Source organism: Streptococcus sp. 2022WUSS037 (genome assembly GCF_044427225.1).
Taxonomy (GTDB): domain Bacteria; phylum Bacillota; class Bacilli; order Lactobacillales; family Streptococcaceae; genus Streptococcus.
In genome coordinates, this window is record NZ_JAOTGJ010000002.1 from 98,999 (window position 1) to 112,096 (window position 13,098).

General features: G+C 38.4%; 15 protein-coding genes and 2 pseudogenes. 16 read left to right on the forward strand and 1 reads right to left on the reverse strand.

From position 1 onward, the window contains the following. Nucleotides 1-33 precede the first annotated feature (33 nt). A pseudogene (locus ODU55_RS01845) lies at nt 34-384 on the reverse strand (recombinase family protein); the annotation flags it as partial. 71 nt (nt 385-455) lie between these two features. Between ODU55_RS01845 and ODU55_RS01850 the strand changes: the two are divergent. The 16 genes and pseudogenes from ODU55_RS01850 to ODU55_RS01925 all read left to right on the forward strand — a co-directional run bounded on the left by ODU55_RS01850 (nt 456) and on the right by ODU55_RS01925 (nt 13,098). Continuing rightward, the gene (locus ODU55_RS01850) at nt 456-644 is read left to right on the forward strand and encodes a hypothetical protein (RefSeq protein ID WP_044761352.1); all 189 of its coding nucleotides are present in this window, start codon (nt 456-458) and stop codon (nt 642-644) included. Next, entirely contained in the window at nt 622-1,221 is a 600-nt protein-coding gene (locus tag ODU55_RS01855; protein ID WP_011922444.1) for a response regulator transcription factor, read from the forward strand. The genes ODU55_RS01850 and ODU55_RS01855 overlap by 23 nt, the downstream gene beginning before the upstream one ends. A gap of 1,400 nt (nt 1,222-2,621) precedes the next feature. Further along, on the forward strand, nt 2,622-3,260 hold the full coding sequence (locus tag ODU55_RS01860) for a hypothetical protein (RefSeq protein WP_011922443.1): 639 nt from the start codon (nt 2,622-2,624) through the stop codon (nt 3,258-3,260). Between the two features lie 38 nt (nt 3,261-3,298). Beyond that, the gene (locus ODU55_RS01865; protein WP_398581680.1) at nt 3,299-4,375 is read left to right on the forward strand and encodes a DNA primase; all 1,077 of its coding nucleotides are present in this window, start codon (nt 3,299-3,301) and stop codon (nt 4,373-4,375) included. A gap of 53 nt (nt 4,376-4,428) precedes the next feature. Beyond that, nucleotides 4,429-4,656: a DUF5965 family protein gene (locus ODU55_RS01870; protein WP_002943342.1), complete on the forward strand. Its 228-nt coding sequence runs from the start codon at nt 4,429-4,431 to the stop codon at nt 4,654-4,656. Continuing rightward, nucleotides 4,653-5,042 carry a DUF5945 family protein gene (locus ODU55_RS01875; RefSeq protein WP_398581681.1) on the forward strand — a complete coding sequence of 130 codons (390 nt, stop codon included), beginning with the start codon at nt 4,653-4,655 and terminating at the stop codon, nt 5,040-5,042. The genes ODU55_RS01870 and ODU55_RS01875 overlap by 4 nt, the downstream gene beginning before the upstream one ends. 49 nt (nt 5,043-5,091) lie before the next feature. Further along, nucleotides 5,092-5,382, forward strand: coding sequence for a hypothetical protein (locus ODU55_RS01880; RefSeq protein WP_398581682.1), 291 nt, complete (start codon nt 5,092-5,094; stop codon nt 5,380-5,382). A gap of 69 nt (nt 5,383-5,451) precedes the next feature. Next, nucleotides 5,452-5,928 (forward strand): type II toxin-antitoxin system antitoxin PezA, encoded by a 477-nt coding sequence (gene pezA / locus ODU55_RS01885; RefSeq protein WP_012775115.1) that lies wholly within the window; start codon nt 5,452-5,454, stop codon nt 5,926-5,928. After that, nucleotides 5,928-6,704, forward strand: coding sequence for a type II toxin-antitoxin system toxin PezT (pezT, locus tag ODU55_RS01890; RefSeq protein WP_398581683.1), 777 nt, complete (start codon nt 5,928-5,930; stop codon nt 6,702-6,704). Before pezA ends, pezT begins: the two co-directional genes overlap by 1 nt. 12 nt (nt 6,705-6,716) lie before the next feature. Beyond that, nucleotides 6,717-7,925, forward strand: a pseudogene (locus ODU55_RS01895) (FtsK/SpoIIIE domain-containing protein); the annotation flags it as partial. Nucleotides 7,926-7,927: 2 nt separating this feature from the next. Then, nucleotides 7,928-8,080 carry a hypothetical protein gene (locus ODU55_RS01900; protein ID WP_000879507.1) on the forward strand — a complete coding sequence of 51 codons (153 nt, stop codon included), beginning with the start codon at nt 7,928-7,930 and terminating at the stop codon, nt 8,078-8,080. Between the two features lie 22 nt (nt 8,081-8,102). Then, on the forward strand, nt 8,103-9,308 hold the full coding sequence (gene mobT, locus ODU55_RS01905) for a MobT family relaxase (RefSeq protein WP_070030749.1): 1,206 nt from the start codon (nt 8,103-8,105) through the stop codon (nt 9,306-9,308). A 42-nt stretch (nt 9,309-9,350) separates the two neighbouring features. Then, entirely contained in the window at nt 9,351-9,572 is a 222-nt protein-coding gene (locus ODU55_RS01910; protein WP_001009056.1) for a hypothetical protein, read from the forward strand. A 116-nt stretch (nt 9,573-9,688) separates the two neighbouring features. Continuing rightward, complete coding sequence (locus ODU55_RS01915; protein ID WP_000342539.1) at nt 9,689-10,186, forward strand: antirestriction protein ArdA; 498 nt, start codon at nt 9,689-9,691, stop codon at nt 10,184-10,186. 88 nt (nt 10,187-10,274) lie between these two features. Then, nucleotides 10,275-10,667, forward strand: coding sequence for a conjugal transfer protein (locus ODU55_RS01920; RefSeq protein ID WP_000723888.1), 393 nt, complete (start codon nt 10,275-10,277; stop codon nt 10,665-10,667). After that, complete coding sequence (locus ODU55_RS01925) at nt 10,651-13,098, forward strand: ATP-binding protein (protein WP_000331160.1); 2,448 nt, start codon at nt 10,651-10,653, stop codon at nt 13,096-13,098. Before ODU55_RS01920 ends, ODU55_RS01925 begins: the two co-directional genes overlap by 17 nt.

A 13,098-nucleotide genomic window follows, 5' to 3' on the forward strand; every position in this document is an offset into this window, starting at 1 on the left:
ACTGTAGAGTCATGGGCTATTTACTTCTGGTTTTCATATTTCCATTTCGATGCCAGATTTGAAGGCTATGACGAAGTGGCCTTCATAGACTGTAACGCTCTGGATTATCTTCCTTACAAGCTTATCATCATATTCTAAGGTGCGGAATTTGTTCTTGCGGATAAATTCAATCAGCTCATTGATTCGCTCGTTCTCGCCACTGAGGGAGGCATCTTCTACTAAAAGGATCTGTCGCTTGTCTCTCAGCTCATCAATCTCATCTGCTAAGTGGTCATAGTCTTGACCCTTGTTCGCCAGCTTGATTAGTTCTTTTTGTTTTTCCTCTAGTGAGTTGTTAATCTCTGAAATTTGGTATTCTGTAGTTTCGCCAATCACAGCATGAATATAAGTATTCCAATGCTCAAACGGTTACTGTAAAATTGGCTAGAGATGGGCGGGAACTCTCTTTATCAGTTATGGATAATGGCTATTATCAAAAGTTAAAACCATTTAAACATGGACACGGATTATTAGTCTTGGAAGAACAAGTAAAGTCAGTAGGGGGGACTATTACTTTTGAGCAAGCGGACTCTAACGGATTAAGAGTCGATATCAAATTGATGATGGAAGGAGAGAAGGCAATTGAAAATTTTATTAATAGATGATCATAGCCTGTTTGCAGAGAGTTTAGCCTTAACTATACATCAGTATCAACCAGATATTCACATTGATATAATGAATGATGAAGATGAATTTAAAAGCATTTTTTCAAAAGTAATTGAGTACCAAGTGATACTATTAGACATTAACTTAGACAATAAATTTAGTACGGATGGCTTTGGAATAGCTCAAGATATTTTAGAGGAATATCCTGATTCCAAGATAGCATTATTGACGGGATTTGATTTACCTGTATATGAATATCAAGCTCAGAAGTTAGGAGTAAAGGCATTTGTTCCTAAAAATATAAGTTCCAAAAGATTAATTCAGATTCTTAAAGATATTTCCTATGGGAAAAATTATTTTCCAAATCAGAATTATTTTATAGATGAATTGACAGAACGCGAAAAAGAAATACTTATACATTTAGGAAATGGGGAAAAACGAAAAGACATTGCTAAATCCCTTTACATTTCTGATAGAACGCTAACGAATCATATTCAAAATATATTGGAAAAACTCGAAGTTGATTCAACGTTAAAAGCTGTTATAAAAGCTCAGAAGTTAGGATATATTAAGTAATTACCCTTTTTACTCATGATTTTGTATTGTAACTTAGATATACTGGTGTAAAGGAGGTTCAAATTCATGAAAAAAGTAATACCGTATGCGTTATTAACTCTATCAATGTTTTTTCTATTCAATGCCATCCGAATATATCTTGAGAGTAGGTCTCTGTATGTTGTCGATGTTTTGTTATTCATAGTCTTTCTAGTATGTAGTTTCAAATTTAGAAAGCAATAATGTAGAATAAATACAAAGATATACTATCTTCTACATTTGATAAGTTATAAATTATTCAGATGGTCATAATTTGGTTGTTAAAAAGCCCCATTGCAGCTGTAGTAGGAAACTTATAATCTATAGGAGAGAGGAACAGATTGATTCTATCTTTTTGATGTTAAGTTAGTTTAGAAATTTGTTTCTGAAGTTTGTAACTTGTCGAAAACTGAGTGACTGACGTTTGATATCCTTGATGAGCTTATCGATTGCTTTAAATTAGTGTTAGAATAGGGAAATTCCGTCAGATAGCAGTTCTAACTGCCGTTGTACGACAGAGGTTGAGAAAGGAAGTCTTTAGGTAGTGGAAGTGTCGGTGAGTTTTTCGGTGCAGTATTGAGTGATCTTTATGCAGATGGGTTGTGAGATTTAGTGTTTTTTGATGAGAGACACTTCAGTGACTGTCATCTGTTTACAGGATTTACACTGAAGAAGACATCTTTGGTTTTTAACATAGTTGGCATCCCTTTGATATTCAGAATAGATACTGTAGATTTATGTTGGTAATAACATCTGACTAAGGTAGTTTGGAGCTGGGTAATCAAGCTCACGCTGAATAGTGATATGCGTGTTGACTTGAAAAAATGGTCTCGATTTGATGTTCTTATTTTCTAATTCGAAGAGTACTGTGGTATTCTAAAATTGTTCCATAAGCACTTCCTAATGATGATTAGGGAGGTCTTATGGAACTTTTTTATATACTCAAAAAACTATAGCCTCTGTATAGATTGTTCCTACTACAGAAATTATAGGATATGTCTTTTATTGTAGTATATCTTAAAAATATTTAGTTTAAATTATTCTACAAAGTAGTTAATCCGGAAAATAAAGTTATTTGGCTCAGTTTTAAAGTAATCGGAGTGAAAATTTTTAATGTTCTTAAAGAGTCATTATAACTATATTTTCTTGAAAAGATATTTGAGCACCAATTTCTGAAAACTAGTTCAGTAGAATTTGGAATAGAGCTGGCTACTTCAAAACGCAACGAACTATAATTCAACATCTTTATCTATTGAATAGGTTCTGGTTTGCTATTTTTGATTTTTACAGAGTATAATTTGTAGTTAATCATATTTTTCTTGTGATAAAATTTCCAACTTAATCTTGATATGATGAGGCTATCACTAATAAAGGAGTAAGCCATGTTAAATAAAGTGAAAGCTCGATTTCTGATTGGAGTAGGAGGTTTAATCGCAGTCAGTTTTATGGTCATGATTGGCTACACGATTGGCTCACAAACCATTTCAAAGCAAACAGCGAACCAAATACGAGCAGAAGCCAATAAACTTGTGTCAAAGAAAAAGCAGGAGGAAAGAGCGACAGTCCTATCAGATGAGCTTGTCAAAGAATTTCTCACTCAATATTTCACCAAGGTTCAGCTGGGTGAAAATAACGCTCGTATCAAGCCCTACATGACGGACTCGGCATTTTCAGAAGAGGAAGCAAATCAGAATAAAGCAATTAATCAAGTTTATAAAGATTATATGCTTGACTACCGATTTGAATCAGCGAGTATCTATGTCAATACAGAAAGCAATGTTGCACTTGCGGAAGTTACCTATCAAGTGACCTATGTTTCTGATTTGAGTGAGCAACAACAGCGAACCACTCAGACAGAAATCAAGACGGTTATGTTATCCTACTCCAAAGTTTCCGACAAGCTCCTGGTTAATCAGTTGACCATTTGGAATGGGAAACTGGAGGACATGAAAGAAGCCACAAATGGTGCTAATTCCAGCATACCAACGATCCAAGGAACTACAACAAGTGAGAACAACTAGCAGGAGACAGTCTTCTGCTTTTTTGATAGGGAGACAAGATGACACGAATTAAAATAGTAAAACAAAAGACCATTTTAGATGTGGCTGAAAGTTTGGGTTATTCCTTCAGACGTTTATCAGGACACATTTATGAACACCCAGACCATGATTCCTTTCGGATTTTTGCCGATACCAATACTTTCAAATGGTTTTCAAGAGATATACAAGGGGATGTGATTGACTTTGTTCAATTAGTGGCAGGTGTTACTTTCAAAGAGGCTGTATCCTATCTTGAAACTGGAGATTTTGAACAGGCTACGGTGATAGAAGAAACTTATCAACCGTTTCAATATTATTTGCATGAAGAACCGATTCAGCAAGCACGTATTTACTTAAAAGACATCCGTGGCCTAAGTGATCAGACTATCAATACCTTTGGTAGACAAGGATTGCTTGCTCAAGCTACTTATCAAGCGGAGTCAGTTTTAGTGTTTAAAAGCTATGACCATAATGGTGTCTTACAGGCCGCAAGCCTTCAAGGTCTCGTCAAAAATGAAGAAAGACACAAACGTGGTTATTTGAAGAAAATCATGAAAGGCTCTCATGGCTATGTCGGTATTAGTTTCGATATTGGTAATCCCAAGCGACTCATTTTTTGTGAATCAGTTATCGATATGATGAGTTATTATCAGCTTTACCAAAAGCAATTATCCGATGTTCGCCTGATTTCAATGGAAGGTTTAAAACTTTCTGTGATTGCTTATCAGACCTTGCGTCTAGCAGCAGAGGAACAGGGGAAATTGGCATTTCTAGATACAGTAAATCCAAGCAGACTTAGCTATTATCTTCGGGCAATACAAGAGACGACAACCTTTTTTCAAACTCATTCAAACGTGTTAACTTTGGCTGTTGATAACGATGAAGCAGGAAGAGAATTTTGTCAGAAACTGTCAGATAAAGGACTTCCGATTTCTCGAGATTTACCACCATTGCAAGGACTTGAAACAAAGTCAGATTGGAATGATATTGTGAAACAACAGAAGGAAATATCCTTAAGTGATATTATCCAAACAGCCCAAGCACAAGTTAATAAGAATCATCCTTCACCTAAACGAGAGCACGTTTTGGAATTGTGATAACAAAATCAAGCCCACTATCATAATCTAGAGAGTGACAAGGAGGACCCCCTATGAGTGTGATTGAACGTCTGGCTGAAAAAGTAGCTAGGCAAGAAGAAAAGGTCTCACGTGAGACGGAGAAATTGGAAAACTATCGAGACCAACTACAAACAGCTATGTATAGTACCTTTATCAAACGGCAACAATCAAGTCAGTTGTCTTTTCATGAAGCACTAGAGCAAGCCTTTGGTAAAGAAACTACACTATACCCAGATTACAGAAATGAGGATACAGAATGAGTAAAACATGGAATTTTGATCAGCCACTAGATGATGTGAAACCGACATCGTCCAATGAAGAGAGAGCTAAAATCGCAGCACTTTTCCATAAACAGGATGAAAAACCAATTGAAGAAGTAGATTATGTGGCTGCTTTTGAACAGCAACAAAAGGAGTCAAAATCTAAAGATGACCAAACGCCTGAATCAAAAGTTAAACAAAGTCAGCCGAAGAAAGTAAATATCACAAGTGACTACAAACAGCACTTGACAGACACCATTGCACAAAACAACAAGGATATTTCCGCCTGTCAGAAGCAAATTGAAGAACTTCATCAATTGATTGATGAAAAGAAAATCCAAAATAAAAAGTTGCAGGCTATTTCAGTAGCCATTGATGATTTATAAGTCAGGTAGTCCTATGCGGGCTACCTTTTTACAATTGAAGGAGAATATAATGAAATTTTTTCAAAAGAAAAAACAAAACCAGGATCAATTCAAACGACTGATTCATCGACTATCAGAGATGTCAGATAGTAAGCTAACCAAAGTAGAGCAACTCCTAGATGTGGTCTTTGATTCTAGTTTCAAGTCTAGTGAGAGAGTGGAAATATCTAGGGACATTATAACCGATGAGGAAGAAAGTCTTGATAAGTCAATTCAAGAAGCGAAAAATAAACTGAATACTGAGCAGTTGGAGAAGCGAATAGAGCAGTTTAAGCAATCGAAGAAACCTAAAAACGGCTAACGCACCATATTTGGTGCGTTAGCCGTTTTTTATGGTATAATGAAAGCAAATATGAGGAGGTCTTTATCTATGATCGGAGACAATATAAAATCACTACGCCGAACACACGATTTAACACAGCCAGAATTTGCGAAAATGGTCGGGATTTCACGCAATAGTCTGAGTCGCTACGAAAATGGAACCAGCACTGTTTCAACTGAACTCATCGACCGTATTTGTCAGAAATTTAACGTTTCTTATGTCGATATTGTAGGAGAGGACAAGATGTTAACTCCTGTCGAAGATTACCATCTGACTTTAAAAGTAGAAGTGATAAAAGAACGTGGAGCAGCCATTTTATCACAGCTTTATCGATATCAAGATAGTCAGGATATTGCTTTTGATGATGAATCCAACCCTTGGATTCTCATGAGTGATGATTTGGCTGAATTGATCAATACGAAAATTTACCTTGTCGATACTTTCGATGAAATTGAGCGTTACAATGGCTATTTAGACGGTATCGAGCGGATGTTGGACATGGTGCATCATCGGGTGGTGGCTTAATGAGGTTGGAAGAATTTAGTGAGGCTGCATTTCAGAAGGCCTTACAGCGAACCATTCGGGCTTTAATCCGAGGCAAAACAATTCCAGAACAACCGAAAGCTATCTTACTTGGAGGACAAAGCGGAGCCGGTAAGACAACGATTCATCGGATTAAGCAAAAGGAATTTCAAGGCAATATCATTATCATCGATGGTGACAGCTACCGTTCTCAACATCCCAATTACTTAGCACTGCAAGAAAAGTATGGCAAGGACAGCGTGGACTATACCAAGGGATTTGCAGGAAAAATGGTAGAACATCTGGTTGATGAACTTAGTACACAAGGTTATCATTTGTTAATTGAAGGGACTTTGCGTACCACTCAAGTTCCTCGTCAGACTGCTCAATTATTAGCTTCGAAAGGATACCAAGTTTCCTTAGCTGTGATTGGTACCAAACCAGAATTGTCCTATCTCAACACCTTGATTCGTTACGAAGAACTTTATGCTATCGATCCTAATCAGGCTAGAGCAACACCAAAAGAACACCATGATGGGATTGTTGAGAACTTGGTTGATAACCTAAGCGAGTTAGAAAGAGAGCAACTCTTTGACCAAATTCAAATTTATCAAAGAGATAGAACTTGTATCTATGATTCTGAAATTGATGAGGGATCCGCGGTAGAAGTGCTACAAGAATGCCTCTTTGGGCAATGGAGTAAAGTCGAGGAAGAGATGTTGAAGGCCGGACAGGAACGGTTGGGGGAATTAGTCTCAGCTAATGGAGAGAAGAAATGAAATTAACAAAAGTATTTAATTATCAGTTTCAGTGTCGCAATTCTTATCTGCTTGCTGGTAGCGTTTGTATTCAAACGGATTCGCTATGATACGGTTAAACAACTTTACCACCGTCAAAAACTGGCAAAGATGATACTTGAAAACAAGTGGTATGAATCTGAACAGGTCAAAACAGAGGGTTTCTTTAAAGATAGTGCTGGTCGTACAAAGGAAAAGATAACCTACTTCCCTAAAATGTATTATCGACTTAAAAATGGCTTGATACAGATACGGGTGGAAATCACGCTGGGAAAATATCAAGACCAACTCTTACACTTGGAAAAGAAATTAGAGAGTGGCTTGTACTGTGAGCTGACGGATAAAGAGTTAAAGGATTCCTATGTGGAATATACTTTGCTCTATGACACCATAGCCAGTCGTATTTCTATTGATGAAGTAGAAGCTAAAGATGGTAAACTTCGCTTAATGAAAAACGTATGGTGGGAATATGATAAGCTCCCTCATATGTTGATTGCTGGTGGTACAGGTGGCGGTAAAACTTACTTTATACTGACACTGATTGAAGCCTTGCTTCATACAGATTCAAAACTGTATATTCTTGACCCGAAAAATGCTGATCTTGCGGACTTAGGTTCTGTGATGGCAAATGTCTACTATAGAAAAGAAGACTTGCTTTCTTGCATTGAAACATTCTATGAAGAAATGATGAAACGTAGTGAGGAAATGAAGCAGATGAAGAACTATAAGACTGGCAAAAATTATGCTTACTTAGGTCTCTCGGCACACTTCTTAATCTTTGATGAATACGTCGCTTTCATGGAAATGCTGGGAACAAAAGAAAACACCGCAGTTATGAATAAGCTGAAACAGATTGTCATGTTAGGTCGTCAAGCTGGCTTCTTTCTAATACTGGCTTGTCAACGTCCAGACGCAAAATATTTAGGCGACGGAATCCGTGATCAGTTTAATTTCAGAGTGGCTTTAGGTCGTATGTCTGAAATGGGCTATGGCATGATGTTTGGCAGTGACGTACAAAAGGATTTCTTCTTAAAGCGAATCAAAGGTCGTGGCTATGTTGATGTAGGAACAAGTGTCATATCAGAGTTTTATACTCCCCTTGTACCAAAAGGATATGATTTCTTGGAGGAAATTAAAAAGTTATCCAACAGCAGACAGTCCACGCAGGCGACGTGCGAAGCGGAAGTCGCAGGTGTGGACTGATCTTGCTGGCTGGTGTGGCAATAGCCACGCCAGCACTTAACCCCCCGTATCTAACAGGGGGGTACAAATCGACAGGAAACAGTCAAAAAAACATTAGAAAATCCTTTGGTTACAAGGGATTTACAAAATTTCAGCGTATGTCAAATGGGCTTTAAAAGTTGACATACGCCTTTTTGATTGGAGGGATTTTTACTGAATGAACAAACTTGGTTACAGCATTTAAAAGAAAAACGCTTGGCTTATGGACTATCTCAAAACCGTTTAGCTGTTGCGACTGGTATTACAAGGCAGTATCTAAGCGATATTGAAACAGGAAAAGTCAAGCCATCAGAGGATTTACAGCAGTCCCTTTGGGAAGCTCTGGAACGCTTCAATCCCGACGCTCCCCTTGAAATGCTGTTTGATTATGTAAGAATTCGCTTTCCGACAACAGACGTACAGCAGGTGGTCGAAAACATCTTACAACTGAAACTGTCCTATTTTCTTCATGAGGACTATGGTTTCTATTCTTATTCAGAGCATTATGCTTTAGGCGACATATTCGTCCTTTGCTCCCATGAACTGGACAAAGGAGTTCTGGTGGAATTGAAAGGTCGTGGGTGCAGACAATTTGAAAGCTATCTTCTGGCACAACAAAGAAACTGGTATGAGTTCTTTATGGACGTTTTGGTGGCTGGCGGTGTGATGAAACGCCTTGACCTTGCCATTAACGATAAGACAGGGATTTTAAATATCCCTGTACTCACTGAAAAGTGCCAACAGGAAGAATGTATCTCCGTCTTCCGCAGTTTTAAAAGCTATCGCAGTGGCGAACTGGTACGCAAAGAGGAAAAGGAATGTATGGGAAACACCCTCTATATCGGTTCATTACAAAGTGAAGTTTATTTCTGTATCTATGAAAAGGACTACGAGCAGTACAAGAAAAATGATATTCCCATTGAAGACGCAGAAGTAAAAAACCGTTTTGAGATTCGATTGAAAAATGAGCGTGCCTATTATGCAGTCCGTGATTTACTCGTCTATGACAATCCAGAGCATACCGCCTTTAAAATTATCAATCGGTATATCCGTTTTGTAGATAAAGACGATTCCAAACCTCGTTCTGATTGGAAACTGAATGAAGAATGGGCTTGGTTTATTGGGAACAATCGTGAACGATTAAAACTAACCACAAAACCAGAGCCTTACTCCTTCCAAAGGACGCTGAACTGGCTATCTCATCAAGTTGCCCCGACCTTAAAGGTTGCGATTAAACTTGATGAAATCAACCAGACGCAGGTTGTAAAAGACATTCTCGACCATGCGAAACTGACAGACCGACACAAGCAGATTTTGAAGCAACAGTCAGTAAAAGAACAGGACGTGATAACAACAAAAAAATAACTCAAATACAAATTCATTGAATATAGAGAGGAGAACATTTTTATGAATTTTGGACAAAACCTTTATAACTGGTTTCTATCAAACGCTCAATCACTGGTGCTTTTAGCAATCGTTGTGATTGGCTTGTATCTTGGCTTCAAGCGTGAGTTTAGCAAACTGATTGGCTTTTTAATTATTGCGATTATTGCGGTTGGCTTAGTCTTCAACGCTGCTGGAGTAAAAGACATTTTACTAGAGCTATTCAATCGCATTATTGGTGCTTAAATAAAACCGTTCTTTTGTGGAATATAAGTGGTTTTCTTATGTTCCGCAAAGGAATGGTACACCAAACGAAGTGCGGTAGGGATTTTTGAATCTCTACAAAGAAAGGACGTGAATATATGGACGATATGCAAGTCTATATTGCGAATTTAGGCAAATACAATGAGGGCGAATTGGTCGGTGCGTGGTTTACCTTTCCCATTGACTTTGAGGAAGTCAAAGAGAAAATCGGCTTGAATGATGAATATGAGGAATACGCCATTCATGACTACGAGTTACCCTTTACGGTTGACGAATACACTTCCATTGGCGAACTCAATCGACTATGGGAAATGGTATCGGAATTACCCGAAGAATTACAATCGGAGCTATCTGCTCTGCTCACTCATTTTTCAAGCATTGAAGAACTAAGCGAACATCAAGAGGATATTATCATTCATTCCGATTGTGATGATATGTATGACGTGGCACGCTACTACATTGAAGAAACGGGTGCTTTAGGCGAAGTACCAGCTAGTCTTCAAAACTATATTGATTATCAAGCCTATGGTCGGGATTTAGACCTTTCAGGAACGTTTATCTCAACCAATCATGGGATTTTTGAAATCGTCTATTAAATCTGTCGGTACATTACTACTGGCAGATTTTCTATTTTACGGGGTGGCTCAATCAGCTACCCCTATTTTTTATGAAAGGATTGATTACATGAAGAAAATACGAAGCTATACCAGTATCTGGTCTGTGGAAAAGGTACTGTATTCTATCAATGATTTTAGACTTCCGTTTCCCATAACCTTTACGCAAATGACATGGTTTGTCGTGTCACTCTTTGCAGTGATGATACTTGGCAACTTGCCCCCTCTTTCCATGATAGAGGGAGCATTTCTCAAATACTTTGGGATTCCTGTGGCTTTCACATGGTTTATGTCTACAAAAACTTTTGATGGTAAAAAGCCTTATGGATTTTTGAAGTCTGTCATTGCTTATGCACTGCGACCAAAGCTGACCTATGCAGGAAAAAAAGTAACGCTTGGCAGAAACCAGCCACAAGAAGCCATTACAGCAGTTAGGAGTGAATTTTATGGCATATCCAATTAAATACATTGAAAACAATCTCGTCTGGAATAAAGACGGGGAATGTTATGCTTACTATGAGCTTGTTCCTTACAATTACTCATTTCTAAGTCCAGAACAGAAAATACAAGTGCATGATTCTTTCAGACAGCTTATCGCACAAAATCGTGATGGCAAAATTCATGCTTTACAAATCAGTACAGAATCCAGCATACGTTCTGCACAAGAGCGTTCCAAAAATGAAGTCACTGGCAAGCTCAAAGCGGTTGCCTATGACAAAATCGACCAACAGACAGACGCTTTAATATCCATGATTGGCGAAAATCAAGTGAACTACCGTTTCTTTATCGGCTTTAAGTTGCTTCTCAACGATCAGGAGTTTTCTATGAAAAGTCTTACCGTTGAAGCAAAAAATGCTTTGTCTGATTTTGTCTATGATGTGAACCATAAGCTGATGGGCGATTTTGTTAGTATGAGTAATGATGAAATCCTGCGTTTTCAGAAGATGGAAAAGCTCTTAGAAAATAAAATCTCTCGTCGTTTCAAAATCCGCAGGTTAGATAAGGACGACTTCGGCTATCTGATTGAACACCTTTACGGACAGACAGGCACTGCCTATGAAGAGTATGAGTACCATCTATCAAAGAAAAAGCTGGATAATGAAACGCTGATTAAATACTATGACTTGATTAAGCCTACTCGCTGTTTGGTGGAAGAAAAACAGCGATATTTGAAAATCCAGCAGGAAGATGAAACCGTCTATGTAGCTTACTTTACCATTAACAGCATTGTCGGAGAACTGGACTTCCCGTCCTCTGAAATCTTCTACTACCAGCAACAGCAATTTACATTCCCGATTGATACGTCAATGAATGTGGAAATTGTAGCGAATCGTAAAGCCCTATCTACTGTCCGCAATAAAAAGAAAGAACTGAAAGACTTGGATAACCACGCTTGGCAAAGTGATAATGAAACCAGCTCCAATGTGGCGGAAGCTCTGGAAAGTGTGAATGAGCTGGAAACCAATTTAGACCAAAGCAAGGAATCTATGTACAAGCTGTCTTATGTGGTAAGGGTATCAGCAAATGATCTTGACGAACTCAAACGTCGTTGTAATGAAGTGAAAGATTTTTATGACGATTTAAGCGTAAAACTGGTACGACCATTTGGGGATATGCTCGGCTTACATGAAGAATTTTTACCTGCCAGCAAGCGTTATATGAATGATTATATTCAATACGTGACCTCTGATTTCCTCGCTGGTTTAGGTTTTGGTGCTACTCAAATGCTGGGGGAAAATGAGGGGATTTATGTTGGCTACAGCTTAGATACTGGACGCAATGTCTATCTGAAACCTGCTCTTGCCAGTCAAGGGGTTAAGGGTTCAGTAACCAATGCGTTAGCGTCGGCTTTTGTTGGTTCGCTGGGTGGTGGTAAATCCTTTGCGAATAACCTTATCGTCTATTATGCGGTGCTTTATGGGGCACAAGCAGTGATTGTAGACCCAAAAGCAGAACGTGGCAGATGGAAAGAAACCTTGCCAGAGATTTCCCATGAAATCAATATCGTCACTCTGACTTCTGATGAGAAAAACAAAGGCTTACTTGACCCTTATGTGATTATGAAAAATCCCAAAGATTCTGAATCACTGGCTATTGATATTCTGACATTCCTTACGGGGATTTCCTCTCGTGATGGGGAACGCTTCCCAATCCTTAGAAAAGCCATTCGTGCAGTAACCAATAGTGAAGTACGAGGGTTGATGAAAGTGATTGAGGAATTACGGGTTGAGAATACGCCACTAAGTACCAGTATAGCCGACCATATCGAAAGTTTTACAGACTATGACTTTGCACATTTATTATTCAGTAATGGTTATGTGGAGCAGTCTATCAGCTTAGAAAAACAACTGAATATTATACAGGTTGCGGACTTGGTACTTCCCGACAAGGAAACTTCCTTTGAGGAATATACCACTATGGAGCTTTTATCCGTTGCTATGCTGATTGTCATTAGTACCTTTGCTTTAGACTTTATCCATACAGACCGAAGCATTTTCAAGATTGTAGATTTAGACGAAGCATGGAGCTTTTTACAGGTAGCACAAGGAAAAACACTATCTATGAAGCTGGTTCGGGCTGGTCGTGCTATGAACGCTGGGGTATATTTCGTGACCCAAAATACAGACGACCTCTTAGATGAAAAACTGAAAAATAACCTCGGCTTAAAATTTGCATTTCGTTCCACTGACCTTAACGAGATTAAAAAGACCTTAGCCTTTTTTGGTGTAGACCCAGAGGACGAAAACAATCAGAAGCGATTGCGTGATTTGGAAAACGGGCAATGCCTTATCAGTGATTTATATGGTCGTGTCGGTGTGATACAGTTCCACCCTGTATTTGAAGAACTGCTCCATGCCTTTGATACCAGACCACCTGTGCGAAAAGAGGTGTAA

Bases quoted from the DNA above. Each gene is read 5' to 3' on its own strand.
- pezA (WP_012775115.1), top strand. From the start codon at position 5,452: ATGATCGGAGACAATATAAAATCACTACGCCGAACACACGATTTAACA.
- ODU55_RS01910 (WP_001009056.1), top strand. From the start codon at position 9,351: ATGAATTTTGGACAAAACCTTTATAACTGGTTTCTATCAAACGCTCAA.
- ODU55_RS01920 (WP_000723888.1), top strand. From the start codon at position 10,275: ATGAAGAAAATACGAAGCTATACCAGTATCTGGTCTGTGGAAAAGGTA.
- pezT (WP_398581683.1), top strand. From the start codon at position 5,928: ATGAGGTTGGAAGAATTTAGTGAGGCTGCATTTCAGAAGGCCTTACAG.
- ODU55_RS01870 (WP_002943342.1), top strand. From the start codon at position 4,429: ATGAGTGTGATTGAACGTCTGGCTGAAAAAGTAGCTAGGCAAGAAGAA.
- ODU55_RS01880 (WP_398581682.1), top strand. From the start codon at position 5,092: ATGAAATTTTTTCAAAAGAAAAAACAAAACCAGGATCAATTCAAACGA.
- ODU55_RS01865 (WP_398581680.1), top strand. From the start codon at position 3,299: ATGACACGAATTAAAATAGTAAAACAAAAGACCATTTTAGATGTGGCT.
- ODU55_RS01915 (WP_000342539.1), top strand. From the start codon at position 9,689: ATGGACGATATGCAAGTCTATATTGCGAATTTAGGCAAATACAATGAG.
- ODU55_RS01850 (WP_044761352.1), top strand. From the start codon at position 456: ATGGATAATGGCTATTATCAAAAGTTAAAACCATTTAAACATGGACAC.
- ODU55_RS01925 (WP_000331160.1), top strand. From the start codon at position 10,651: ATGGCATATCCAATTAAATACATTGAAAACAATCTCGTCTGGAATAAA.
- ODU55_RS01875 (WP_398581681.1), top strand. From the start codon at position 4,653: ATGAGTAAAACATGGAATTTTGATCAGCCACTAGATGATGTGAAACCG.
- ODU55_RS01860 (WP_011922443.1), top strand. From the start codon at position 2,622: ATGTTAAATAAAGTGAAAGCTCGATTTCTGATTGGAGTAGGAGGTTTA.